This window comes from Agrococcus sp. SGAir0287 (genome assembly GCF_005484985.1).
GTDB lineage: Bacteria > Actinomycetota > Actinomycetes > Actinomycetales > Microbacteriaceae > Agrococcus.
Genome location: NZ_CP027942.1, coordinates 319183 through 344468, shown reverse-complemented (window position 1 = coordinate 344468; position 25286 = coordinate 319183). Strand labels below are relative to the sequence as shown.

General features: G+C 73.7%; 20 protein-coding genes and 1 pseudogene. 17 read left to right on the top strand and 4 right to left on the bottom strand.

What is annotated here, in order from left to right; genetic code table 11:
- Window positions 1–2 precede the first annotated feature (2 nt).
- The 10 genes from C1N71_RS01540 to C1N71_RS01495 all read left to right on the top strand — a co-directional run bounded on the left by C1N71_RS01540 (window position 3) and on the right by C1N71_RS01495 (window position 11161).
- Complete coding sequence (locus C1N71_RS01540; protein ID WP_137754797.1) at window positions 3–1712, top strand: nuclease-related domain-containing DEAD/DEAH box helicase; 1710 nt, start codon at window positions 3–5, stop codon at window positions 1710–1712.
- A gap of 345 nt (window positions 1713–2057) precedes the next feature.
- Window positions 2058–3584: a sensor histidine kinase gene (locus C1N71_RS15205; RefSeq protein ID WP_137754796.1), complete on the top strand. Its 1527-nt coding sequence runs from the start codon at window positions 2058–2060 to the stop codon at window positions 3582–3584.
- Window positions 3581–4261: a response regulator gene (locus C1N71_RS01530; protein WP_254678057.1), complete on the top strand. Its 681-nt coding sequence runs from the start codon at window positions 3581–3583 to the stop codon at window positions 4259–4261. The genes C1N71_RS15205 and C1N71_RS01530 overlap by 4 nt, the downstream gene beginning before the upstream one ends.
- A 459-nt stretch (window positions 4262–4720) precedes the next feature.
- A complete protein-coding gene (locus tag C1N71_RS01525; protein WP_137754794.1) occupies window positions 4721–5605 on the top strand; it encodes an ABC transporter ATP-binding protein in 885 nt (294 codons plus the stop codon).
- On the top strand, window positions 5602–6714 hold the full coding sequence (locus C1N71_RS01520) for an ABC transporter permease (protein ID WP_137754793.1): 1113 nt from the start codon (window positions 5602–5604) through the stop codon (window positions 6712–6714). The genes C1N71_RS01525 and C1N71_RS01520 overlap by 4 nt, the downstream gene beginning before the upstream one ends.
- Window positions 6715–6846: 132 nt before the next feature.
- Entirely contained in the window at window positions 6847–8115 is a 1269-nt protein-coding gene (locus tag C1N71_RS01515; RefSeq protein WP_137754792.1) for a heparan-alpha-glucosaminide N-acetyltransferase domain-containing protein, read from the top strand.
- A gap of 249 nt (window positions 8116–8364) precedes the next feature.
- Window positions 8365–8826 carry an ASCH domain-containing protein gene (locus tag C1N71_RS01510; protein ID WP_137757144.1) on the top strand — a complete coding sequence of 154 codons (462 nt, stop codon included), beginning with the start codon at window positions 8365–8367 and terminating at the stop codon, window positions 8824–8826.
- Window positions 8827–9165: 339 nt separating this feature from the next.
- The gene (locus tag C1N71_RS01505; RefSeq protein WP_137754791.1) at window positions 9166–9522 is read left to right on the top strand and encodes a GntR family transcriptional regulator; all 357 of its coding nucleotides are present in this window, start codon (window positions 9166–9168) and stop codon (window positions 9520–9522) included.
- On the top strand, window positions 9519–10412 hold the full coding sequence (locus C1N71_RS01500) for an ABC transporter ATP-binding protein (protein WP_137754790.1): 894 nt from the start codon (window positions 9519–9521) through the stop codon (window positions 10410–10412). Before C1N71_RS01505 ends, C1N71_RS01500 begins: the two co-directional genes overlap by 4 nt.
- A gap of 14 nt (window positions 10413–10426) precedes the next feature.
- Entirely contained in the window at window positions 10427–11161 is a 735-nt protein-coding gene (locus C1N71_RS01495; protein WP_137754789.1) for a hypothetical protein, read from the top strand.
- 215 nt (window positions 11162–11376) lie between these two features.
- On the opposite strand, the gene C1N71_RS01490 is transcribed toward C1N71_RS01495, so the two are convergent.
- Window positions 11377–12741, bottom strand: a complete 1365-nt coding sequence (locus C1N71_RS01490) for a cryptochrome/photolyase family protein (RefSeq protein ID WP_137754788.1) — start codon at window positions 12739–12741, stop codon at window positions 11377–11379.
- A gap of 706 nt (window positions 12742–13447) precedes the next feature.
- Between C1N71_RS01490 and erm the strand changes: the two are divergent.
- From erm to C1N71_RS01465, 5 genes and pseudogenes are all read left to right on the top strand, one after another.
- Window positions 13448–14194, top strand: a pseudogene (gene erm, locus C1N71_RS01485) (23S ribosomal RNA methyltransferase Erm); the annotation flags it as partial.
- A gap of 190 nt (window positions 14195–14384) precedes the next feature.
- Window positions 14385–15005: a TetR/AcrR family transcriptional regulator gene (locus C1N71_RS01480; RefSeq protein ID WP_137754787.1), complete on the top strand. Its 621-nt coding sequence runs from the start codon at window positions 14385–14387 to the stop codon at window positions 15003–15005.
- Between the two features lie 200 nt (window positions 15006–15205).
- Window positions 15206–17497, top strand: a complete 2292-nt coding sequence (locus tag C1N71_RS01475; protein WP_175414050.1) for a bifunctional metallophosphatase/5'-nucleotidase — start codon at window positions 15206–15208, stop codon at window positions 17495–17497.
- 103 nt (window positions 17498–17600) lie between these two features.
- Entirely contained in the window at window positions 17601–18653 is a 1053-nt protein-coding gene (locus tag C1N71_RS01470; RefSeq protein ID WP_137754785.1) for a threonine aldolase family protein, read from the top strand.
- A 211-nt stretch (window positions 18654–18864) separates the two neighbouring features.
- Entirely contained in the window at window positions 18865–19530 is a 666-nt protein-coding gene (locus C1N71_RS01465) for a YdeI/OmpD-associated family protein (protein ID WP_137754784.1), read from the top strand.
- Between the two features lie 322 nt (window positions 19531–19852).
- Here C1N71_RS01465 and C1N71_RS01460 read toward each other — a convergent pair whose 3' ends face one another.
- The gene (locus tag C1N71_RS01460; RefSeq protein WP_137754783.1) at window positions 19853–20479 is read right to left on the bottom strand and encodes a pyroglutamyl-peptidase I; all 627 of its coding nucleotides are present in this window, start codon (window positions 20477–20479) and stop codon (window positions 19853–19855) included.
- Between the two features lie 122 nt (window positions 20480–20601).
- Between C1N71_RS01460 and C1N71_RS15420 the strand changes: the two genes are divergently transcribed.
- Together C1N71_RS15420 and C1N71_RS01450 are read left to right on the top strand one after the other, a co-directional pair.
- A complete protein-coding gene (locus tag C1N71_RS15420) occupies window positions 20602–22191 on the top strand; it encodes a sigma-70 family RNA polymerase sigma factor (protein ID WP_137754782.1) in 1590 nt (529 codons plus the stop codon).
- A 227-nt stretch (window positions 22192–22418) separates the two neighbouring features.
- Window positions 22419–23354, top strand: coding sequence for an ROK family protein (locus tag C1N71_RS01450; protein WP_175414049.1), 936 nt, complete (start codon window positions 22419–22421; stop codon window positions 23352–23354).
- Window positions 23355–23408: 54 nt separating this feature from the next.
- On the opposite strand, the gene C1N71_RS01445 is transcribed toward C1N71_RS01450, so the two are convergent.
- A complete protein-coding gene (locus tag C1N71_RS01445; protein WP_254678055.1) occupies window positions 23409–24065 on the bottom strand; it encodes a response regulator in 657 nt (218 codons plus the stop codon).
- Window positions 24062–25276 (bottom strand): sensor histidine kinase, encoded by a 1215-nt coding sequence (locus tag C1N71_RS01440; RefSeq protein WP_137754780.1) that lies wholly within the window; start codon window positions 25274–25276, stop codon window positions 24062–24064. Before C1N71_RS01440 ends, C1N71_RS01445 begins: the two co-directional genes overlap by 4 nt.
- Window positions 25277–25286: the final 10 nt, after the last annotated feature.

Here is a 25286-nt window from a genome sequence, read left to right as displayed (position 1 = left end):
CCATGACCACCCTCATCCCGAGCACCATCGCCGACGACGCACCGCCGGGCGAGCGGTCGCTGTTCGATCGACTGCAGACCGCGCCCGGCACCGAAGGATGGGTGGCGTTCCACGGGCTGCCGATCGTGCACCACGCACGGCAGATCGAGGGCGAGGCGGACTTCGTCGTCCTCGTGCCGGGCGAGGGCGTGCTCGTGATCGAGGTCAAGTCGCACCAGAGCGTCGAGGTCGACGAGCGGCGCGAGTGGATCCTCGGAGGCAAGCGGCAGCAGAGCTCGCCGATCCGGCAGGCGCACGACAACATGCGCAGCATCGAGTCGTGGCTGCGGCGGAAGGGTGACGGCGTCGCGTTCCCGCTCGCTTCGGTCGTGTGGTTCACGCACGTCGGCGGCGAGCAGGTGGGGCGCATCCCGTCGCGGCTCGACCTCGACCCCACCGAGCTGCTGAGCCGGGCCGACCTGCAGCCGCAGCGCATCGCCGCGAGCATCGTCGCCGCGCTGCGCCGACAGAGGATGATGCTCGAGCACCGCGGTGTGCGCATCTTCGCGGACGCCCCGAACGCGGACGAGCTGGACGACATCCGCGCGCTGCTCATGCCCACGTTCCGCATCGCAGCCGGCCCTGCGGACCGGCGCGACGCGCGACTCGAGAGCATCCGGCTGGCGACGGAGCGGCAGGAGCACATCCTCGAGATCGTCGAGGACAACGACCGCATCCTCGTCCTCGGCCCGGCCGGGACGGGCAAGACCAACCTCGCGATCCGCGCAGCGCGACGCCTGGCGAACCGGGACGAGCGGGTGCTCGTCACCTGCTTCAACGAGCGGCTGGAGCGCCTGCTCGGCAGCACCCTGGATCGCCACGACGGCGTCACCGTCGCGCGAGCGCACAGGGTCATGCTCGAGCTCGCCGGCATCGATGCGCCGGAGCACGCGAGCGACGAGTGGTGGAACGAGGTGCTGCCGCGCGAGACGCTCGCCATCACGCGCGCCGCCGACTTCGCGCCACCGTACACGGCGCTCGTCGTCGACGAGGCGCAGGATCTCTCCCGACCGCTCGTGCTCGACGTGCTCGACTCGATCGTCGAGGGAGGTCTCGCTTCGAGTCGCAGCCTCGTCGCCGGCGACTTCGAACGGCAGGACATCTTCCGCCGGTCCGACTCGACCGCGGACGGGCTCGCCCGGATGCGCGAGCGCATCCCTCACCTCACGATCACGCGACTCGTCGACAACGCACGGGCGGCACCGGCGCTCGCAGCGCTCGTCGAGGCGCTCACAGGCGACGAACTGTTCCGCGAGCGGCTGCGCTCGGACGTCGGCGTCGGCAAGGTCGTCGCCTACGCGGATGAGGCGGAGCAGCAGGAGCTCCTCGCCTTCGCGGTGCAGGCCCTCCTCGACGACGGCTACCGACTCGACGAGATCCTCGTGCTCGCGCCCAAGCGCGACTCGGCCGCCGCCCGCGCGACGGACCCTTGGCTGCGCGAGCGCCTCGCACCCGCCGGCGCGACGTCGATCGTGCCGAACCGCATCCGATGGGGCACCGTGCACGCGTACAAGGGCCTCGAGTCGCCCGCGGTGATCCTCACCGACGTCGACCCGTCGCGTCCGCGCGGCGAGGAGCTGCTGTACGTCGGCGCGACGCGCGCGACCGACCACCTCTTCGTCCTCACCGTCGACCCGGCGCTCGTGGAGCGTGTGGAGGCGGCGGGCGCGTAGGTGGGCTCCTTTCGAGGCTCGCTCCGCTCGCACCTCAAGGAGCGGTTGGGAAGGCCGCCCGAGTCCGAGACGAGAAGCTGTGGGCGTGGAGGTCGGCTCCCTTCGAGGCTCGCTCCGCTCGCACCTCACGGAGCGGTGCAGAGGGCCAAGTCGAGAGGGGGGTGGAGGGCGCGGAGGATCGGCTCCCTTCGAGACTCGCTCCCCTCGCACCTCACGGAGCGGCTGGGGAGGCTCCCAAGGCGTCGGGGAGGAGACCGTCGCCGGGTCGAGGACCCTCGATCGCACGACACCGGCTCCCCCGCCAGACGGATCCGCCTCCTACCGCGCGCGCCTACCCTGGAGCGCATGGCCGCCACGCGACGACGACCCACGAGGGCCGAGCTGCGCAACGACGTCATCCTCGCCGCCGTGCTCGGCCTCATCAGCGCCGTCATCGGCGTGCTGAGCTCGCTCGCGCAGTACATGGTCTTCCACGAGGACCTGCCCGCCTGGACCTTCGTCCTCACGTCGTTCGCGCTCGCCGCGCCGCTCGCCGTGCGCCGCGTCTGGCCCTGGGCGACCGCGATCGTCGCGCCCGCGCTCTACGTCGCCTTCGGGCAGCTCGGCATCCTCGAGCTCACCGTCACCCAGGTCATCCTCTTCCTCGCCTTCTACACGGTGGGCGCGTGGGATCCGAACCGCCGCCGCGCCCTCTGGGTGCGGCTGGTCGTCGTCGTCGGCATGGCCGGCTGGCTCGGCTGGGCGTTCGTCACGCTGCTCGCCGACGAGCCCGCCACCACGGCGATCCTCTCGACCATGGCCATCCAGGTCTTCATCAACGTCGCCTACTTCGGCGGCGCGTGGGTGTTCGGCGACCGCGCGTACACGCGCGCGCTCGAGCAGGAGGAGCTCGAGGATGCGCACGCCGAGATCGTCGCCCAGCGCGACCAGCTCGCCGAGCAGGCCGTGTCGCTCGAGCGCGTGCGCATCGCCCGCGAGCTGCACGACGTCGTCGCCCACCACGTCTCCGCGATGGGGGTGCAGGCCGGCGCCGCCCGCCGCACGCTGCGCTCCGACGCCGACCGCGCCGAGCGCGCGCTGCGCAGCGTCGAGCAGTCGGCGCGCGACGCGATCGCCGAGCTGCGCACCATGGTCGTCGCCCTGCGCAGCGACGGCGACGGCGACGGACCCATGCCGACCCTCGCCGACGTGGATGCACTGCTCGCGACCGCGCAGGACGCCGGCCAGATCGTCGACTACCAGGTCGTCGGCGAGCCCACCCCGATCTCTCCCATGTCCGAGCTGACGCTCGTGCGCGTGCTGCAGGAGTCGCTCACGAACGCGCGCAAGCACGCCGGGCCGACCGCGCACGTCGACGCGCGGCTGCGCTATCGCGGCGACGTCGTGGAGGTCGAGGTGAGCGACGACGGCCACGGCGCTCCGGCTCGCGCGCTCGGCACGGGGATGGGGCTGACCGGCATGCGCGAGCGCGTCGCCGCCGTGGGCGGCACCCTCGAGCTCGGCCCGCGGCCGACGGGTGGATGGCTCGTGCGGGCCACGCTGCCGACGCGCGTCGTCGGAGCGAGCGCGCCCGACGACGGCGCTGCCTCCGACGCGCCGGTCGTCGCGGGGAGCGACGCGGCAGCATCCAGCGCCGCGGCGATCGCCGCCGACCGCGCTCAGGAGCGAGACGCCCATCACCGCGAATCCGGCGACGCGACGGATCCCGCCGCAGCACCCGTGACCGATCCGGATGCTGGCGCGGTCGACGCGCAGGTGGTGCCGGCGCAGCACGCATCGCGGCCGGGAGCCGCCGCCTCGCACGACGCGCCCGACGGCCCCACCGACGCCACGCATCCCGCCACCGCACCCGCCACGAGGAGCCCCGAGTGACCCGCATCCTGCTCGTCGACGACCAGTCGCTCGTGCGCGTCGGATTCCGCACGATCCTCGAGACCGAGCCCGGCTTCGAGGTGGTCGGCGAGGCTGCCGACGGCCGCGAGGCCGTGCTGCGCGCGGCCGAGCTGCAGCCCGACGTCATCTGCATGGACGTGCAGATGCCCGTGCTCGACGGGCTCGCGGCGACGCGCGAGATCACGGCGGGCGACTCCGGCGCCTCCGTGCTCATGCTCACGACGTTCGACCGCGACGACTTCCTCTTCGAGGCGCTGCGCGCCGGCGCGTCCGGCTTTCTGCTGAAGACGGCCGAGCCCGAGCACCTCATCGACGCCATCCATGCCCTCGCCCGCGGTGACGCGCTGCTCGCACCCGCCGTGACTCGCCGCGTCATCGAGCGCTTCGCCGCGCCCGACGGCATGACCGCGGTGCCGGAGGCGCCCGAGCTCGACACCCTCACCGATCGCGAGCGCGAGACCCTCATGCTGCTCGCGCGCGGCCACTCCAACGGCGAGATCGCGCAGCGGCTCTACGTCGGCGAGGCCACCGTGAAGACGCACGTGTCGAACGTGCTCATGAAGCTCGGCATCCGCGACCGCATCCATGCGGTCATCTGGGCGTACGAGCACGGCGTCGTGCAGGCGGGCACGGGCTCGGTGCCGACGGCGGAGTGAGCGGGCGGAGCCGGCCGCGTGGCGTGTTCCACCCGCTCCCTGAGGTGCGAGCGCAGCGAGCCTCGAAGGGTTGCCTGGCCGGGCGTTCCTGACGCGGCTCCTTTCGAGGCTCGCTTCGCTCGCACCTCAAGGAGCGGTGCTGGGCGCGTCTCGGATGTAGGAGACCGGTTCTGGGGCGCAGCGCAGCGCAGGGGCTCGGGTGCGGGCTGCTCCCCACCAGCTGGTCGAGGAGCGCGCGAGCGGAGCGAGAACGCGTCACGAGACCACGCGACCGCCCCTCCTGCGCAGCCACGCGCCTGGTCGCGCCCGGCGCGCACGTCGCGTGGTCTCGTGACGGCTCCTCGCCTATGGCTCGGGGCCTCCTCGACCAGCTGGCGGTGCCCCTCACCCGCTCGGCGGAGCCGCGAATCCACCATCCGCCGGATCCTGCGCGCGCGCCGCATCCGTAGCGTCGAAGGCATGATCCAGCTGCGAGGCATCGACAGGACGTTCGGCACGACCCAGGTGCTGACGGACGTGTCGTTCGACATCCGCCCCGGTCGCATGACCGGCTTCGTCGGCGCGAACGGCGCCGGCAAGACCACGACCATGCGCATCATCCTCGGCGTGCTCGACCCGAGCGCGGGCTCGGTGCTCGTCGACGACGCGCCCATCACCGCCGACTACCGCGCGCGCATCGGCTACATGCCCGAGGAGCGCGGCCTCTACCCGAAGATGCCGCTCGACGACCAGCTCGTCTACCTCGCGCGCCTCCACGGCCTCGACGCGAAGACCGCGCGTCGTCGCGCACTCGACCTGCTCGATCGGCTCGGGCTCGGGGACCGCCACCACGACTCCCTCGAGTCGCTGAGCCTCGGCAACCAGCAGCGCGCGCAGATCGCCGCCGCCCTCGTGCACGACCCGGCGGCGCTCGTGCTCGACGAGCCGTTCTCGGGCCTCGACCCCATGGCCGTCGAGGTCACGCTCGAGGTGCTGCGCGACGTCGCCCGCACGGGCGCGCCCGTGCTCTTCTCGAGCCACCAGCTCGACGTCGTCGAGCGCCTCTGCGACGAGCTCGTCATCATCGGCGACGGCCGCGTGCGCGCCGCCGGCACCCGCGACGAGATCCGCGCCGCGCACACGAGCCCCGAGTGGCGGCTCGTCACCACCGGCGACGCCGGATGGGTGCGGGATGCGCAGGGCGTCGAGGTCGTCGACCTCGCGGGCGGCGAGGTGCGGTTCACCGCCGCCGACCCGGCCGCTGCCGACCACGTGCTCCAGGAGGCCGTCGAGCGCGGCGGCGTGCGCGTCTTCTCCCCCGTGACCCGACCGCTGACCGAGATCTTCCAGGAGGTCGTGCGATGAGCACCGCATCCCCCACCCACGTCCACGCCGCGGGGCGCGTGCCCTTCTGGCGCGCCGTCGGCATCGTCGCGCAGCGCGAGATCATGGTGAACCTGCGCTCGAAGGCGTACCTGATCTCCGCCGGCATCGTGCTGCTGGGCGCGCTCGCCGCGGTGATCTTCTCGTCGGTCGGCCCGCAGCTGTTCCAGTCGACGACGACCGTCGCGGTCGTGAGCCAGACCGAGGCCGTCGCCGAGGCCGTGCCCGACACCGAGGTCACCGTCGTGTCGAGCGAGCAGGAGGCGCGCGACCTGGTCGCGAACGAGGAGGTCGACGCGGCCGTGCTGCCTGGCGACGGCCCCTCCGGCATCCTCGTGCTCGGCGACCGCGAGGCGCCCGAGTCGCTCATCGCAGCGCTGTCGCTCGCGCCGGAGGTCGAGCTGCTCGATCCGCTCGCGCCGAACCCCGGCATCCTCTACCTGATCGCGCTGGGCTTCGGGCTCGTGTTCATGATGGCGTCGATGTCGTTCGGCTTCGGCATCGCCAGCTCGGTCGTCGAGGAGAAGCAGACCCGCATCGTCGAGATCCTGCTCGCCTCCGTGCCGGCGAAGGCCCTCATGGCCGGCAAGATCATCGGCAACTCGCTGCTCGCGTTCGTGCAGATCGGGCTCATCGCGGCCGTCGTGCTCATCGGTGGCGCGATCACGGGCAACAGCGTGATCGTGGATGGGCTGGGCGCGCCGATCGCGTGGTTCGTCGGCCTGTTCACGGTGGGCTTCGTGCTCATGGCGTCGCTCTTCGCCGCGGCGGCGGCGCTCGTGTCGCGATCGGAGGACCTCGGCTCGACGACGACGCCGCTCATGATGCTCGTGATGCTGCCGTACTTCGCGATCATCCTGTTCAACTCGAACCCGCTGGCGCTGCAGATCATGTCGTACGTGCCGTTCTCGGCGCCGGTCGCGGTGCCCATGCGCGCCTACCTCGGGGTCATGGAGTGGTGGGAGGGGCTGCTCTCGTTCGGCATCGTGCTCGCCACGACGCTGCTCGTCGTCACGGTCGCGGGGCGCGTGTACGAGCGGTCGCTGCTGCGCACCGGCAAGCCGGTGAAGCTGCGCGAGGCGCTGCGCTGACCCCACCCCTCCCGCAGCAGAGAGGAGGTTCGCGGCCAGATGTGACCTCACATCCGGCCGAGAACCTCCTCTCTGCCGGGGAGCGATGCTGGCGCACGGGACGGCGCCGGGCGGAGCGGGCATGATCGGTGCATGAGCACGGCGCCCGCATCCGCCGCGTCGCGCGTCGTCGCCATCGACCTCGCGCGGTGGCTCGCGATCGTCGGCATGATGTGCGCGCACCTGCTGTCGTCGGTCGCCGCGTCGTGGACGGGCGGCGCGGATGCGCAGGCGAACGCCGCCGACGTCGTCATCGGCGCCGCGAACGGCAACGCCTCGTCGCTGTTCGCCGTGCTCGCCGGCGTGAGCCTCGTGCTCGCGACCCGCTCGCTGCTCGCCCGCGGCGCCCGCGCGGCGGCGCTGCGCTCGGTGCTCGGCCGCGCGATCGTCGTCGGCGCCGTCGGCGTCGTGCTGGCCGCCGCGATGCCGCCCGTCCACGTCGTGCTCAACTACCTGGCCTTCGCGATGGTCGTGGCCGCTCCGCTGCTCCTCGCGCCGAGCTGGGTCGTCGGCGCCGTCGCCGTCGCGCTGTGGCTCGGCGGCTCGCAGCTCGCCCTCGCGGTGCGCACGTGGCGCTTCGGCGACGACGTCTTCCCCACCGGCGACGCGCTCGCCGGCTCGCCGTGGGCGGCGCCGGTCGACCTCGTCGCGACGGGCGAGTACCCGGCCGTCACGTGGGTCGCGATGCTCGCCGTCGGCATCCTCGTCGCCCGCGCGGTCCTCGGCGCCCGCTCGCCGGGCCGCTCGCGCATCCTCGGGCTCGGGATGCTCGCGGTCGGCGCCGCGCTCGCCGGCGTCGCGGCGATCGTCTCGCAGCGCACGATGGATGCGTTCGCCGAATCCTGGGCGGCGCAGCAGGGACTCGTCGAGCTGCTGCCATGGCTGCTGCGCTTCGGCACCGGCACGCCGCCCGATGCGTCGTGGTGGTGGCAGGCGACGGCGATCCCGCACACCGGCACGATCGGCGACGTCGCGCGCGGCACGGGCGTGGGCGTCGCGGCGATCGGCGCGCTCGTCGCGCTGCTGCCGCCGGACGCGCGGATGCCGCGCGCGCTCGCGCCGGTGCGCGCCGCGGGGGCCGCGCCGTTCACGACGTACACGCTGCACGTCTGCGCGCTGCTCGTCGCCTCGGCAGCCTGGGCGGCCGCGGGCGGCGGCGAGGTCGCGGTCGCAGCGGGCTCGGACGCGACGCAGCCGCCCTGGTACGTCGCCGGGTTCGGGATCCTCGCGCTGCACGTCGGCGGCTCGCTGCTGCTCGGCGCGATCCTCGCGCGCACGGATGCGAAGGGGCCGCTCGAGCGAGTGGCGAGCGCGCTCGCCGACTCCTTCGCCCGCCCCCGCGAGGACGCGCAGCTGCGCTGACGACGGTCCGTCGTGCGACTGGCACAGCCCAATGCCCCACGGCACGAGGTCGTCGGCGGCGGACCAGGCTCTCAGCCGGCGAGGAGGAGGCGCACACCGTCGCCGACGGCGGACCACGCCCCGGAGCCGCGACGATCCGCACCGACGCCGACGGCCAGCGGAGGCACGGCGTCGGTCTGCGAGGATCGGTCGGTGACCGCGCAGCCTCCCGCACCCGTCAGCGCCCCGGACCTCCAGGCCGCGGCCGCCATGTGGGCCGCGTACGCCGCCGCCCACCCGGAGGCCGTCGCCGACCCCGAGCACACCGTCGAGCACTTCGGCGATCACGAGGCGCTCGCCGACGAGCTGCTCGACCTCGTGCTGTCGGGCCGCAAGCGCGCGACCGCCGAGCTCGTCGCCGAGTTCGCCGCCCGCGGCGACCGCATGCCGCGCATCGGCTCGCACTGGATCGCCTGCGACGGCCGCGGCGCGCCGCGCATCGTCATCCGCTCCACCGAGCTGCGCCTCAGCGACTTCCCCGGCGTCGACGCGGCGTTCGCCGCCGACGAGGCCGAGGACGACGGCTCGCTCGAGGCGTGGCGCGAGGGCCACCGCCGCTACTGGCAGCGCACGTGCGCCGCCCGCGGTGCCGAGTGGCGCGAGTCCGACGAGATCGTGCTCGAGCGCTTCCTGGTCGTCTGGCCGCCGGAGCACGCCGACCGCCGCGCCTGATCCGCTGGTCCACCCTGCCTGATCCGGCGGCCGCCCGTCCGATTCGTCGGATCCACCTCGTCTGCTCCGCTCGGCCCGACCCGCTGCGCCGGCCCCAGCACGCCTGACCCGCTCCGGCTCGCCCTCGCCCGTCGTGCGCGTGCGCATCCTGGGCAGGGCGGCGGGTCGCCGCACGTTCCGCCTCGCGGCCGCGACGCCATCGACGGGCTCTTGCGCGCTCCGAGGTTCTGTGGTTCATTAGTCGAGTAATGAACCAGCGAGGTCGAGCGGATGCGCACCGCGACGCCGAGCCGGATGCGCGCGCATCCACCACCACCCACCACCCGAGAGGACGAGCACATGCTCGATGACGGGAAGCCGCTGTTCCAGCAGATCGCGGAGCAGCTCGCGAACGACATCCTCGACGGCACCTACCCCGAGGAGACCGCCGTGCCCTCGACGAACGAGCTCGCGCAGTTCCTGCGCATCAACCCCGCCACGGCGGGCAAGGGGCTCAACCTGCTCGTCGACGACGGCGTCCTCTACAAGAAGCGAGGGATCGGCATGTTCGTCGCCACCGGCGCTCGCGACCGCCTCATCGAGGCGAGGACGCGCGCATTCACCCACGAGTACATCGCACCCATGCTGCGCGAGGCCGCCAAGCTCGGCATCACGCCGGCGCAGCTCACGGACATCATCCAGGAGGAGTCGGCATGACCGCCGTCATCGAGACCACGCGTCTCTCGAAGCACTACCCCAAGGGCGTGCGCGCGCTCGACGAGGTGTCGATCGCGCTCGAGCCGAACCGCATCCACGCACTGCTGGGCCGCAACGGCGCCGGCAAGACCACCCTCATGCAGCTGCTGACCGGCCAGCTCGTCGCGACCTCGGGCGACATGCGCGTGCTCGGCGAGCACCCGTTCGAGAACGCCGACGTGCTCTCGCGCACGTGCTTCATCCAGGAGTCGCAGAGGTACCCGGACGGCTACCGTCCGCAGGACGTGCTCGCCATCGCCCGCACGCTGCACCCGCAGTGGGACGAGGATCTCGAGCAGCGGCTCGTCGCCGACTTCCGGCTGCCGGTCGACCGCCAGATCAAGAAGCTCTCCCGCGGGCAGCTGTCGGCGATCGGCATCGTCGTGGGGCTGGCATCCCGCGCGCCCGTGACGTTCTTCGACGAGCCCTACCTCGGCCTCGACGCCGTCGCCCGGCAGCTGTTCTACGACCACCTGCTGGCCGACTTCGCCGAGCACCCGCGCACGATCCTGCTGTCGACGCACCTGATCGACGAGGTCGCGAACCTCCTCGAGCACGTCGTCGTCATCGATCAGGGCAGGGTGCTCGTCGACGCCGACGCCGACGAGCTGCGCGGTCGCGCATACGACGTGTCGGGACGCGCGGATGCCCTCGCCGGCTTCCTCGAGGGGCGCGAGGTCGTGGCGCACCAACGTCTCGGCGGCCTCGCCAACGCGACCGTGCTCGGCCGCATCGACGACGCCACCCGCGCGGCGCTCGTCGCCGCCGACCTCACGACGAGCCCCGTCTCGCTGCAGTCGCTCGTCGTGCACCTCACCCGCACCCCCGAGCTCGCCGACGCGAGCGCATGAGAGGAGCAGGAGCCATGGACCGCACCGCCTCCGTCATCCGGCTGCAGACGCAGCACCGCTTCCAGACCTTCGGGCTGCCCTTCGTGATCCTCGGCATCGCCACCGCGGTCGTGCTGCTCATCGGGATCATCGCCAACGTCGCCGCCGGCGGCGACCGATCCGAGCTCACGGGCATGTACGACGGGATGCGCTGGAACGGCGCCATCTGGTCGCTGCTCGGCCCCCTCATGGGCCTGGGCTTCACCGCGATGCTGCAGATGTTCCCCCTCGCGCTCGGCCTCGGCGTCACGCGCCGCGAGTTCGCGCTGGGATCCGTCGCCGTCTTCGGCATCCTCTCGGTCGGGTTCGCAGCCGTCGTCACGGCGCTGCGCGAGATCGAGCGGGCGACCGACGGCTTCGGCCTCAGCATCCGCATGTTCGACGTCACCTACGTGGGCGAGGGGCCGTGGTGGTTGACGTTCGTGCACACCGCGCTGCTGCTCATGATGGCGATGCTGCTGAGCGCCGCGCTCTCGACCGTCTTCCTGCGCGGTGGGCAGACGGCGCTGTGGATCGTGATCACGAGCGTCGCGGTGCTCGCGCTGCTCGGCGGCACGCTCGCCGTGCTCTTCGTGCCCGGCGGGCTCGCCGCCATCGCGGAGGCGATCTTCGCTGCGCCCTCCTGGGCGTGGCTCGTCGGCTTCGTCGTCGTCGGCGCCGCGTCCGCGTTCGCCTGGATGCTGCTCATCCGCAGGGCGCCCGTGCGCTGAGCGCCCGTCGCGCAGGCGCCCCGTCACCCGCTCGGGTGGCGGGGCGTCGACGCGGGGGGGGGGGGGGGGGGGCGTCTGCGGGCGGTCTTGTGGACGAGTTCCTGCGTCTCGCAGGCGATCGCGGCGGTCCGAGGGAAGATACCCCTCTGCCCACCCGGATCGCCTGCGAAACGCGATCTCTCGTCGCGGGACGTGACCCCCGCGTGCGCCGGGCGTCAGCGCTTCGTCGCCTCGAGCCGCCGCAGCGCCTCCGCGCGCTCCTCCTTGTGGTCGAGGATGCGCTCGGGGTAGCCCTCGTCGTAGGCGCCGTCGACCTTCCACGGCTCGTGCACGGCTCCTCCGCCGATGTGCCGCAGCTCGGGCACCCAGCGGCGCACGTACTCGCCGTCCGGATCGAACCGCTGCCCCTGCAGCACGGGGTTGAAGACGCGGAAGTACGGGGCGGCATCCGTGCCCGTGCCCGCCGTCCACTGCCAGCCGTGGTTGTTGGATGCCATGTCGCCGTCGACGAGGTGGTCGAGGAAGTGGCGGGCGCCGTGCGGCCACCACACGTGCAGGTCCTTCACGAGGAAGGAGGCCGTGAGCATCCGCACGCGATTGTGCATCCATCCCTCGGCGAGCAGCTGCCGCATGCCGGCATCCACCATGGGGTAGCCCGTGCGGCCGGCCTTCCACGCCTCGAACGCCTCGCCCGGCTCGTCGTACTGCATGCCATCGAGCGCGTCGGTGAGGTCGTGCCAGTCGCTGCGCGGCGCGTGCCAGAGCACGTCGGCGTAGAACTCGCGCCACGCGAGCTCCGTGCGGTAGCGCAGCAAACTCGTCATCCGCTTGCCCGTACGACCGCGGGCGCGGCGCTCGAGGTCGGCGAGCATCGTGCGGGGGTGGATGGTGCCCCACTTCAGCTGCGCCGACATGCGGCTCGTGGAGTCGTCGGCCGGGCGGTCGCGGCCATGGTCGTAGTCGTCGAGGTCGTCGTCGAGGAAGGCGTGCCAGCGCTCGAGCGCGGCCTCCTCGGAGATCGTCGGGATGTCGGCGTCGAGGCTCGGCGCGCTCGGCAGGTCGTCGGAGTCGGCCTGCCTGCACCAGCGCAGCCCCTCGGGATCGCCCGCGGGGGCGCGCCATCCGTGCTCGAGCCACGCCTTCGAGAATGGCGTGAAGACCTTGTAGCGCTCGCCCGACCCGTTGCGCACCCGGCCGGGCGTCACGGCGTAGGGGCTGCCCGTCTCGACCCAGGACACGTCCTTCGCCTCGAGTGCCTCCTGCACGCGCCCGTCGCGGCGACGGCCGTAGGGGAAGGGCTCGGCGCTGACGTGCACGGCCTCGGCGTCGACCTCGCGGGCGAGCGAGGGAAGGATGCGGGCGGGATCGCCGGTGCGCACGACGAGCGCGCCGTCGGTGGCGCGGCGGAGGTTCGCGAGCGCGTCGACGAGCGCCGCGACGCGCACGTCGCCGGCGGCCCGCAGCAGGCTCCGGTCGAGGATGAACACCGGCAGCACGTCGCCCTCGGCCGCCGCGGCGCCGAGCGCGGGGTGATCGCCGAGCCGCAGGTCGCGGCGGAACCACAGGATCTGTCGAGGCATCGCCTTCACGCTACGGATGCCGTCCGCGCGCGCACGTGGGCTTGACGCGGCGCGCGTCGGCGACCGCTGGTGCATCCTCACCGCCCGTGGGCACGCGGGTGCGGCGCGGAGCCCCCGCTGATCGGTCACTCGATGTCGTTCCGCGCGGCGTGACGCAGCATCCGGTGACCAATCACCGGAATGCATCGACCAATCGGAGGGATGGAGTCGCGCGGGCGGGATGCGGGAGCGCGGGAGCGTCGGATAGCCTGGCCGCATGGGAACGATCGCCTCGATCCGCATCCGCCGCGCCTGAGCGCGGGCCGATCCCCTCTTCGCTCGGCTCGTCGCCGACCGCCGGTCGCCGGCCGCAGCAGCATGCTGCGCGCGCACCGCTCGGTCCGCTCATCAGGTCGCGGCACTCGTGCTGCCACCGCCACCCACGAGCCTCGCGGAGCCTCCCATGCCCCGGCATCCACGCCGACGCGCCGATCGCGGCGCCCCCGACCACCGACCGCCGCGTCCCTCGCACCATGAGCGACGCCGCCCGTCCGACGACGAGCGCACCGACCCCGTGCGCCGATCGGGCGAGCCGGGCGACGGCGCGCAACCGCGGCGCCACCGCTCCGCGCCCGATGCCGACAACCTCCGCGGCCGCCGATCGCGCCGCACGCCGACCTCGGGTGAGCGCCCCGCGCGGCCGCCGGTCGCATCCCGGCACGCGCCCGGACGGCACGAGCTCGGCCAGAGCTTCCTCGTCGATCGCACTGCAGTGCGGCGCATCGTCGACCTCGTCGCCGACACGGAGGGCCCGATCCTCGAGATCGGCACGGGCGACGGCGCCATCACCCTGCCCCTCGCACGCCTGGGACGCCCGGTGCACGGCCTCGAGCTCGACGGCCGCCGTGCCGAGCGCCTCGATCGCCGCACGCCGGGCCACGTGCGCATCGAGCACGCCGATGCGCTCGCGCACCGTTTCGACGCACGGCCCCACGTGGTCGTGTCGAACCTGCCCTTCCATCTGACGACCGCGCTGCTGCGTCGCCTGCTGCGCGCGCCCGGCTGGACGGATGCGGTGCTCGTCGCGCAGTGGGAGGTCGCGAGACGTCGAGCCGGCGTCGGCGGATCGACGCAGCTGACGGCGCAGGCGGCGCCGTGGTTCGACTTCGCGCTCGATCGACGCATCCCACGCTCCGCGTTCCGGCCCATGCCGGCGGTCGACGCCGGGCTCTTCACGATCGCGAGACGGCCGGACCCGGGCATCCGCTCGCGCGCGGCGTACGAGCGCATGGTCGCCGACGTGTTCGGCGCGTCGGGACGGGGCCTCGCGCGCATGCTCGCGCAGGCGCGCGTGCTGCGGCTCGATGCCGCGACGGCGTGGATGCGCGGGCGCGGCATCGCACGCGACGCATCCCCCACCGCACTCACCCGCGACGACTGGATCGACCTGTGGCGAGCGAGCGGAGGACGATGAGGGCCCGATCGCGCAGGCGAGCAGGTGGGATTCGCCCGCCGTCTGCCGATCGCTCTGCCGGAGTCGTCAGGCGGCATACGGCCGGAATCGGGTGGCAACGAGGGTACACCTGACTTGTCCTCGCGGATGCGAGGGACGCACGCTTGCCGAGTCGGCATGATCGGGAGGTCGAGCAGTGAGAGGTGCAGCCATGACGCAGGAGGCCTCCGACCCACCGCGGCGACCGTCGCTGCGCGAGCGCAAGCGCCTGCACACGCGCCGTGCCATCGCCGACGCCGCCTTCGCGCTCGCCTCCGAGCACGGCCTCGAGGGGCTGCTGCTCGAGGACATCGCCGAGCGCGCGTTCGTGTCGCCGCGCACGCTCTCGAACTACTTCCCCTCGAAGGAGGCGGCGATCGTCGCGGCCGACGAGGACGACCTCGGCCGCCTCACGCGGGCGCTGCTCGCGCGACCCGCCGACGAGCCGCCACTCGACTCGCTGCGCGACCTGCTGGGGCGCGCCGTGCGCGAGTGGACGCCCGAGCAGCTCGCGGCGCTGCGCACGAAGGAGCATCTCGTCGCCGACTACCCCACGCTGCTGCCCTTCCGCATGGCGCAGTACGACGCGCTCGAGGATGCGATCCGCACCGCGCTCGCGGAGCGGATGGGCGTCGCTGCGACCGAGCCGCATCACCGCCTCATCGCGTCGGCCGCCGCGAGCGTCGTGAAGACCGCCGTGCGCACATGGGTGCTGCAGGACGCGGAGGCGCCGACGATCGGCGAGCTCGTCGACGCAGGCTTCGACGACCTCGCCGCCGGGCTGGCGAGCTGACGCCGAGCTCCGCGCGTCCACGACGAGGTTCGCGGCGCTGCGGCGGCCGCCCCCTGCACGCGCCCGGCTCCACGACACGCCGCGGCGACACCCGCTGCGTGAACGTCAGGTAACGACCTCGTCGCGATCCGGTGCGGATGCCTCGCCGATCCATAGGCTGGCCACATCCGTCTCCCTACCGACATGAGGATCACGCACCCATGACTCGATCGAACGCGCGTCGCGGAGCCCTCTCCGCCGTCGCCGCGGCGGGCGCCATCGCGCTCGGCCTCGGCGTCGCCGCACCGGCCTCCGCGACGCTCAACGACGATGGCAGCATCACCGTCGACCTGCTGAACATCACCGACTTCCACGGCGCGCTGCCCACGGCACCGAACATCGCGCAGCAGGTCGCCGCCATCCGCGCCGCGAACCCCGACACGGTCTTCTCGTCCGCGGGCGACTCGATCGGCGGCTCGACGTTCGAGTCCGCCGTCGCCCAGGACGTGCCGACGCTCGACCTGCTCGACGAGGCCGGCCTCGAGGTGTCGGCGGTCGGCAACCACGAGTTCGACCAGGGCTTCGCCGACCTCACCGAGCGCGTGCAGCCGCTCGTCGACTTCCCCTACCTCGGTGCGAACGTCATCGACGAGGCCACGGGCGAGCCCGCGCTGCCGCCCTTCGAGATCATCACGACGGACAGCGGCCTGCGCGTCGGCTACGTCGGCACGGTGACGGAGTCGACGCCCACCATCGTGAGCCCCGCGGGCATCGAGGGCCTCGAGTTCACCGACCCGATCGCCGCGACGAACGAGTGGGCCGCGCTGCTCTCCGACGGCATCGACACCCCCGACAACCCCGAGGCGGACATCGTCGTGGCCCTCGTGCACGAGGGCACGGCCGTCGTCGCGTCGGGCCTCTCGGACGACGTCGACGCCGCGTTCACGGGGCACTCGCACGAGACGACGTCGGCCACGACGCCGTCCGGCGCTCCGGTGGTGCAGGCGGGTGCATCGGGCAACGTCCTCGCGCGCATCCAGCTCACGGTCGCGAACGACGGCGAGGTCACGACGGTCACCACCGTCTCCGCCGCGAACCTCCCCGTCACGGAGATGACGGAGGAGCAGATCGAGTCGACCGAGCCGCTGCCCGCCGAGACCTTCGACGCGGAGTCCGTCGCGATCGTGCGCGCCGCGTACGAGGATGCGGCAGAGCTCGGCGACGAGGAGATCGGCACGATCGGCGCGCCGTTCAACGCCGCGTCGCGGAACAACACGCCGAACACGGGGACGCCCTCGAACCGCGGCGCCGAGTCGCCGCTCGGCAACCTCATCGCCGAGATCGCGCTCGAGACCGTGAACGAGTTCGGTCTCGACGCCGACTTCGGCATCATGAACCCCGGTGGCCTCCGCGCCGACCTCGACCCGAACGCCGACGGCATCGTCACGTTCCGCGAGGCCTTCAACGTCACGTCGTTCAGCAACACGATCGGCACGATCGACCTCACGGGCGAGCAGGTCGTGACGCTGCTCGAGCAGCAGTTCGACCCGCGCCCGCCGCGCCCGATGCTCGCGCTCGGCCTGTCGCCGCAGCTGTCGTACATCTACGACCCGGCCGCCCCCGTCGGCGCCCGCGTCGTGGCCGTGTTCCTGAACGGCGCGCCCATCGACCCCGCGGGCACGTACCGCGTCGCGTCGAACACGTTCCTCCTCGACGGAGCCGACGGCTTCACGGTGCTCGGCGAGGGCACGAACCTGCAGGAGTCGGGCGTCGTCGACTGGCAGGCCACGGCGAACTTCCTCGGCCGCCCCGAGAACGTGGGCCTCGTGCCGACGTACCTGCAGCAGTCGGTAGGCGTCACCGAGGTGACGTCGCTCGACCAGGTGTTCGCCCCGGGCGACGAGATCACCGTGGCGCTCTCGTCGCTGTCGTTCACGTCGACGGAGCCGAACCCGACCGAGGTCGTCGCGACCGTGGCCCCGGAGACGGCGTCCGCTCCCGGCATCGAGCTCGACTCGTCGTACGCGGACGCCGTGCCGGCTGCCGCTCCCGGGACGGTGCTCGCCGAGGTGCCGGTCGACAACACCGTCGTGCTCGTGCCGTCGATCCCGGTCGACGGCGCCCCCGTGCCGCAGCCCGACAACGGTCAGGGGTCGAACGAGACCGGTCGCGCGACCGTCACGATCACCATCCCCGAGGACACGGAGGGCGACCTCTTCACGGTTCGCTACGCGACCGAGGTGATTGGCGAGAGCGGCGGTGTCGCAACCGAGTGGGTCGACGTGACCGTCGCCGTGGCCGCCGACGACGTGCCGCCGACCGAGGAGCCGGAGCCGTCGCAGCCCGCGCCGTCGCAGCCGGGGACCTCGCCCAGCGCCCCGCCCGCCGCGGGCGGCGCCGGTGGCTCGCTGCCGCAGACCGGCGCCGAGCTCGCCGGCCCGGCCGTCGCGCTCGCCGCGCTGCTGCTCGCGATCGGCCTCGGCCTGGTCGTGCGTCGCCGCCGCTCGGCCTGACGCATCCGCTGATCGAAGGCGGTCCCTGCTCGCGCCGGGGCCGCCTTCGGCCGTTCCGCCGACCTGGTCGGCATGCGACCCGCGGACCCGCGAGGATGGAGTCGTGCAGCAGATCCACGACCCCAGCATCCGCACCTTCGCGAGCGACAACTACGCGGGCGTGCACCCGGCGGTGCTCGCCGCGATCGCGACCGCGAACGAGGGGCACGTCGTCTCGTACGGCGCGGACCCGTACACCGTGCGGCTGCAGGAGGTCGTGCGTCGGCACCTCGGACCGCAGGCGGAGGCCTTCCCCGTCTTCAACGGCACCGGCGCCAACGTGCTCGCGCTCCAGTCGTGCCTGCCGCGCTGGGGAGCGGTCATCTGCTCGAGCGGCGCGCACATCCAGGTCGACGAGGGCGGCGCCCCCGAGCGCGTCGGCGGCCTCAAGCTGCTCACGGTGCCGACGCCCGACGGCAAGCTGACGCCCGAGCTCGTCGATCGCGAGGCGTGGGGATTCGGCGACGAGCACCGCGCGCAGCCGGGCATCGTGTCGATCACCCAGTCGACGGAGATCGGCACGCTGTACACGGCCGACGAGATCCGAGCCCTCGCCGACCACGCGCACGAGCGCGGCATGCTGCTGCACGTCGACGGCGCGCGCATCGCCAACGCGGCGGCCGCGCTCGACGCGCCGCTGCATGCCTTCCTCACCGACGCGGGCGTCGACATCCTCTCCCTCGGCGGCACGAAGGACGGCGCGCTCGCCGCCGAGGCCGTCGTGACGCTCTCGGAGCGCGCGGGCGCCGGGCTCACGTACCTGCGCAAGCTCGACATGCAGCTCGCGTCGAAGATGCGCTTCCTCTCGGCGCAGCTGCTCGCCCTCTACGACGGCGACGTCTGGCTCGAGAACGCACGGCACGCGAACGCGATGGCGGCACGGCTGCGCGCGGCGCTCGAGGGCGTCGACGGCGTGGACTTCGTGCAGCCCACGCAGGCGAACGGCGTCTTCGCGCACCTCCCCGCCGGCGTCGCGGATCGCGTGCGCGAGTCGTTCATGTTCTACGACTGGAACGGCACCTCGGGCGAGGTCCGCTGGATGTGCTCGTGGGACACGACGGAGGCCGACGTGGATGCGTTCGCCGCGGCGGTGCGCGCGGCGGTGGCGTCGGCGTAGCGCGCGTCATCCGCGGCGGCCTCGACCACCGTCGATTGGCGACTTCCGCCGTCGATTGGCGACTTCCGCCGTCGATTGGCGACTTCAACCGTGCCGAAGTCGCCAATCACCGGGGCTGGCCCGTGCCGAAGTCGCCGATCACCGGGCGAGGCTGTGCCGCACGGGGCCCGCGACGGGCGGCGGTGTCGCACGCGCGTGGCATCCTGACGGCATGACGTCGCCGGGTACGCCAGGCGGGAGCGCCGAGCGTCCCGCGCTCTTCTTCCGCGACGCGGCCGAGCTCCGCTCCTGGTTCGAGGCGAACCACGAGACGGCGACCGAGCTGTGGATGGGCATCCACAAGCGGTCGTCGCCCGTGGCGGATCCTGGGCTCGGATGGGCGGATGCGGTGCCCGAGGCGCTCTGCTTCGGCTGGATCGACTCCGTCTCGCAGCCGATCGACGAGCACACGCGCCGCCAGCGCTGGACCCCTCGGAAGTCGGTGAGCACGTGGTCGGCCGTCAACGTCGCGCACGTCGAGCGGCTGCTCGTCGAGGGCCGCATGCATCCTGCCGGCATCGCCGCCTACGAGCGACGTCTGCCCGACCGCACCGCGACCTACTCCCACGAGCAGGCATCCGTCGACCTCGCGCCCGCCGAGCAGGCGGCGCTCGCCGCGAGTCCCGTCGCGACCGCGTTTCTCGGCGCGGCCTCGCCCAGCTACCGCAAGGCCGCGCTCCACTGGGTCGCGTCGGCGAAGCGCGACGAGACGCGCGCGCGCCGCATGGCGCAGCTCGTCGAGCGGTGCGAGGCGGGCGAGCTCGTGCCGATGCTCAGCCCGACGACGCCGCCTCGGTGGGTCGAGCGCGCGGCCGCCGCGGGCGACGCCGCGCGCTGAGCTCGGCGATCCGCGGACCGGCTCGACATCCCCGCAAGCGACGCACACGATCGACGCGCGGACCGCAGCATCGACCCGCGCGACTCGACCGACCGAGCCGGCACGATGGAGCGACGCCGGCGTCGCGCATCGACGCACGCAGCACGACGGGCGGCGCCGAGGTCGCACGCACGCCGCACGGGCCATGACGCAGCCCGAGGCACGACCGCACGCCCGACGCACGCGGCGAGCGCCGACGCCGGGCCGCAGACCGTCAGCACGCGGACCTCGGATGCCGTCACCCGCACGCACGCAGCGAGCGCCGACGTCAGGCCGCAGACCGTCAGCGCGCGGCGACCTCGGATGCCGCCGCCCGCACGCACGCGGCGAGCGCCGTCGCCAGGTCGTCGATCGTGAGGGCGGTCGCTGCACCGCCGACCGCGTCGGTCTCGGCCCCCACCCCTGCGACGCCGCTGGATCGGACGGCGGGCACGTGCACGAACGCCGCGGGCACGCCGAGCCCGGCGACCTCGACGGCGATGCGGTTGCAGACGAAGCCTCCCGCATCCTCCGACGCCTCCGCGGGGACGCCGGCCTCGCGGATCGCGGCGACGAGCAGATCGACGTCGAGGGTCGCGGGACGCGCGGGGGCGCCGTCGTCGATGGCCGCGCCGCGCGGCTGGTCACCGCGCTCGTCGGGGATCCGCGCGTCCATGCGGTTGCGCCCATGGCGCTCGGGCGTCACCACCGCGCGACCGCCGGCCTCCCCGACGGCGAGCACGGCATCCGGGGCGTGGGCGTCGACGAGCGCACGGAGCGCGAGCGGTGCCGTCGCGAACGCGACGGGCAGCACGCCCGTCACGACCTCGTCGCCGGCGGCGGCGTGAGAGGCGAGGCGCAGCACCGCCTCGCGGCTCGCGTTCTCGGGGTCGCCGCCGAAGGGCTCGAAGCCGGTGACGAGGATGCGCACGACACCATCCTGCCCCCACGACGGGGTACAGGACTGATGATCCCTCACATGGCGCGGCTAGCATCGGCACTCGGCCCCGCCGCTCGCCCGCGCGATGCGACGTCGACGCGAGAGGAGTGGCGATGACGCTCGAGCTGCACGAGACCGCGGCGATCCGCGCCGTCCTCCGCGACGAATGGGATGCGCTCCAGCCGCGCCTGACCGCGATCGCCCAGCGCGTCGTGCGTCGGCGAGAGGTCGCCGAGGACGTCGTCTCCGCGACCGTCGTCGAGCTCATCGATCGGATCGACCGCGGCGAGGACATCCGCGATCCCGCCGCCTACCTCGCGCGTGGCGTGCGCTTCCGCGCGATCGACGTCGTGCGCTCGAAGGATGGGCAGGCCGTCGTCGGCTCGGAGGTCGCGGACGACGCCCTCGCGTCGATCGCCGACACACGACTCGGGGCCATGGCCGTCGACGACGTGGATGCGCTCGCGCCGGTCCGCGAGGCGTTCGGCGCGCTGTCCGAGCGCCACCGCGAGGTGCTCAGGCGCACCGTGATCGACGACGAGCCCGTGCGCGACGTCGCACGCGACATGGGGATGTCGGCCAACGCCGTCGCCGTGCTCGCGCTGCGCGCCCGCCGTGCCCTGCGTGCGGAGCTGCAGGCGGTGCTCATGGAGCGCGCCGGCGGCGAGTGCGCCGTGCACGCGCGCTCGAAGGGTCGCGCCGCGATCGCGCACGTCTCGCGCTGCGACCATTGCCTCGAGGTGCGCGGCGGCCGCGGCTTCGGTCGCTGGGTCTTCGCGGTCGTGCCGCTGCTCGTGGGCGGCGGGATGGCAGCATCCTCCCGCGCGAGCGTGGCGCAGGCCGCCGTCGGGACGATCGTGCCCAAGCCGCTCGTCGCCGGCATCGCCGTGTTGGGCATGACGGCGGCGACGACGGTCGTCGTCGTCGCGAGCGTCGCGGCGTTCTCGCCCGTGCAGGCGCCGGCGGCGACGCCGATGCCTGCGGCGACGACGCCCGCGACCGCGGCGCCGACGCCGTCGGTCCCGATGACGGAGCCCGTTCCTGCTCCGCAGCCCGTCGCCGAGGACGAGCAGACCACGGCGCCCACGGCGCCCACGGCGCCGGATGCCGCGCCCGCCCCTGCGACGCCGATCACGACGCCCTCGGTCTCGTCGCCCGCGACGCCGCCGGAGACGGAGGCGCCTGCCGAGCCGCCGCCCGCCGAGCCCGCACCGAGGGTCGATCCCACGCCCGTCGACCCCGCACCGATCGACCCCCCGCCCGTCGACCCGGCGCCGGTCGAGCCTCCGCCCGTCGACCCTCCGCCCGTCGAGCCTCCCCCGGTCGAGCCGCCGCCCGTCGAACCTCCGCCGGTCGAGGTGCCGACGCTGACGCTCGCCGCGCAGCCGACGTGGGCGCCGACCTCCCCCATCTCCGTCAGCACGACCTTCGTCGTCACGGGACTCGTCCCAGGTGCGACGTACCAGGTCGCTGCGCCGGCGGGACTCGTCGCGACCTCCGTCGACGGCACGCTCGTCGACGGCGCCTGGGTCGCCACCGCCGACGCGGTGACGTTCCAGGTCGACGCGATCGACGTGGCCGGCATCTGCTCGGCAGCGCATGAGGTCGCGCTGACGCCGACGACGACGGGGCAGACGCCCCTCATCGTCACGCTGCCGCAGCTCGATGACCCGACGACCTGCCTCGTCACCCTCGGTCCCTGACCGCGCGCCGACACGCCCGGGCCGCATGAAGCCGCGCGCAACCGTCATGCGATGCCCACCCCATTCGTCATCCACGTGGCGCAGCGATGCGTCGGCTCGACCTCCCGTGTCGGGTCGAGCGGAGGGGCGCGGGTCGGCGCCTCTCCGCTCGCGAGCGGCGGCGAAGGCGCAGCGAGCAGCGAGCAGCGGTGTCCGCCGTCGCATGCCGCGCACGGCAGGATGGTGCGGTGACTGTGCTCGGGATCGACGTCGGCGGCACCAAGGTCGCGGGCGTCGCGATGACCGAGTCGGGCGAGGTGCTGCACCGGTCGTGGCGCGAGCACCGCATCCGATCCGCCGAAGGCCTGCTCGACGAGATCGCCCGCACCGCCGACGAGCTGCGCGCAGCGCTCGCCGAGGCCGCGCAGCCGATGCCCGAGCGCCTCGGGCTCGGCATCGCGGCGTGGCTGACGCCCGACGCGTCGACGATCGCGTGGGCGGCGCACTTCCGCATCCGCGGCTTCCCCGTGCGCGACGCCGTCGCCGCGCGCGTCGACCTCCCGGTCGTCGTCGACAACGACGGCAACGCGCACGGCCTCGGCGAGCACCGCCTGGGCGCGGGCCGCGGCGCGCAGTCGCTGCTGCTCGTGTCGCTCGGCACGGGCGTCGGCGGCGCGCTGGTCATCGGCGGGCGGCCGCTGCGCGGTGCGCACGGGTTCGCGGGCGAGCTCGGGCACGTCACCGTCGTCGAGGACGGTCCGCTGTGCTCGTGCGAGGCGCACGGATGCCTCGAGGCGTTCGCCGGCGGGCAGGCGCTCGCCCGCGTCGGCTCCCGCATCGCCGCGGCGCGCACGCTCGCGGGCGGCCGCCCCGTGACGGCGAAGGATCTCGTGGATGCCGCGCTCGCGGGGGATCCCGCATCCATCGGCGCCGTCGGCGACGCGGGCATCGCGATCGCCGCCGCGCTGCGACGGATGCTGCCGGCGTTCGACCCCGAGATCGTCGTGCTGGGCGGCTCGGTGGGCATGGCGGCGCACTCGATCCTGCTGCCGATCGTCGAGCAGGAGCTCGACGCGCTCGCACCGCTGCAGTCGGTGCCGCAGCCGCGACGCATCGTGCCCGCCGCCCTCGGCCGCTGGTCGACGGCGATCGGCTCCGCGAGCCTCGCCCTCCCCCAGGAGTGAGGAGCTCGGCCGGATGCGAGGTCGCATCCGGCCGAGAACCTCGAGCCTGTCGGGTCAGACGAGGCCGGCGTCGCGCGCGAGCACCGCGGCGCGCATGCGCGACGGCGCGCCGAGCTTCGCGAGCACGCGCGACACGTGCGTCTTCACCGTCGGCTCCGAGATGCCGAGGCGATCCGCGAGCTGCGCGTTGGAGAGGCCCTCCCCGAGGCCGACGAGCACCTCGCGCTCGCGCGCCGTGAGCTCGTCGATCCCCGCGGGCGGCGCGACCGCCTCCTGCGGCGTCGACCGCATCCGCTCCAGCACGCGCATGGTCACCTCTGGCGCCAGCACGCCCTCGCCGGCAGCGACGCGGCGCACGCCGGCGATGATCGCGTCCGGCTCCGCGGTCTTCAGCAGGTAGCCGGATGCGCCCGCAGCGAGCGCGCCGTCGACGTGCTCGTCGACGTCGTACGTCGTGAGCACGAGCACCGCGACGCCGAGCGCGACGACCTCGGCGGTCGCGGCGATGCCGTCGAGCCGCGGCATCCGCACGTCCATGAGCACGACGTCGGGGCGCAGCGCCGTCGCCTGCTGCACCGCGGCGCGGCCGTCCGCCGCCTCGCCGACGACGACGATGCTCGGATCGGCGGCGAGCACCGCGGCGATGCCCGCGCGCACGGCGGCGTGGTCGTCGGCGACGACGACGCGCACGATCGGCTGTGGCTCCCTCACGCGTGCACCCCGCCCGTCGGCACCGCGACCTGCACGACCCAGCGCCCCTCGCGCTCGCCGACGCTGCCCGACCCGCCGACGGCCCTCCAGCGCTGCGCCATGAGCGCCGTGCCGAGCCCGTTGCCGGCCGACCGATCGGCGTGCTCGACGAGCGCGTTCGTCACCTCGAGCGACGCGACGCCGTCCTCCACCGACGCGCGCAGCCGCACGCGCTCGCCGGGGGCGTGCCGTGCGGCGTTGACGAGCGCCTCCCGCGCGATGCGCACGAGCGCGTGGGATGCGGAGGTCGCGATCGCGCCCTGCGGAACGTCGACGTCGGCGTCGAGATCGACGGCGAAGCGCTCGGCGTCGTGCCGCAGCGCCTCGACGTCGTCGATGCCGACGGGCACCTCGTCGTCCTCACGCCCGGTCGTGAGCACGGCGATGAGCTGCCGCAGCTCGTCGAGCGCCTCGACGCTCGACGAGCGGATGGCGCGCACGGCGGTCGCCGTCGCCTCGTCGGCTGCAGGCCGGGCAGCGAGGGCGGCCGACTGCAGTGCGATCGCCGACAGCCTCGCCGCGAGCTCGTCGTGCAGCTCGCGCGCCATGGCGGCGCGCTCGTCGCGCACCGCGCTCTCGCGCTCCGCCTCGGCGGCGCGGGCGACGGCATCCGCACGCGCCGTCTCCGCGGCGAGCAGGTCGTCGCGCTGCCGCACCGACAGGCCCCACACGGCGGGCGCGGCGACGACGAGCGCGAGCGCGATCGCCAGCTGCACCCCGCCGACGAGGTCGACGTCGCTCGTCACGAGCCACAGGACGATGAGCGCGACCGCGATCGCGACGGCCTCGGCGAACGCGATGCGCCGCACGTGTCGCCGGGCATCGAGCATCGCTGCGTAGATCGTGTCGAAGAACGCGATCACGGGGACGATCGAGAGCGTGTCCGTGACGCTCGACACGTCGAGGATCACGATCGCGCCCGCGACCGGCACGGCGACGAGCGGCGCCGCGCGCTTCACGAGCAGCGCGAGCGCCGCGGCGATCGCGACGGCATAGGGCATCCAGGGCAGGCCGAGCGGCAGCGCGGGATCGGCGGACGCCGTCCATCCGAGCGCCGCGGCGACGATGCCGCCGACGCCCGCGAGCGCCGCGAACGCCACGACGCCCGCACGCGTGCGGTAGCGCACGCGCGGCAGCACGTACTCGTCGATCGGCGCGGGACGCTCGGACATGCATCCATCC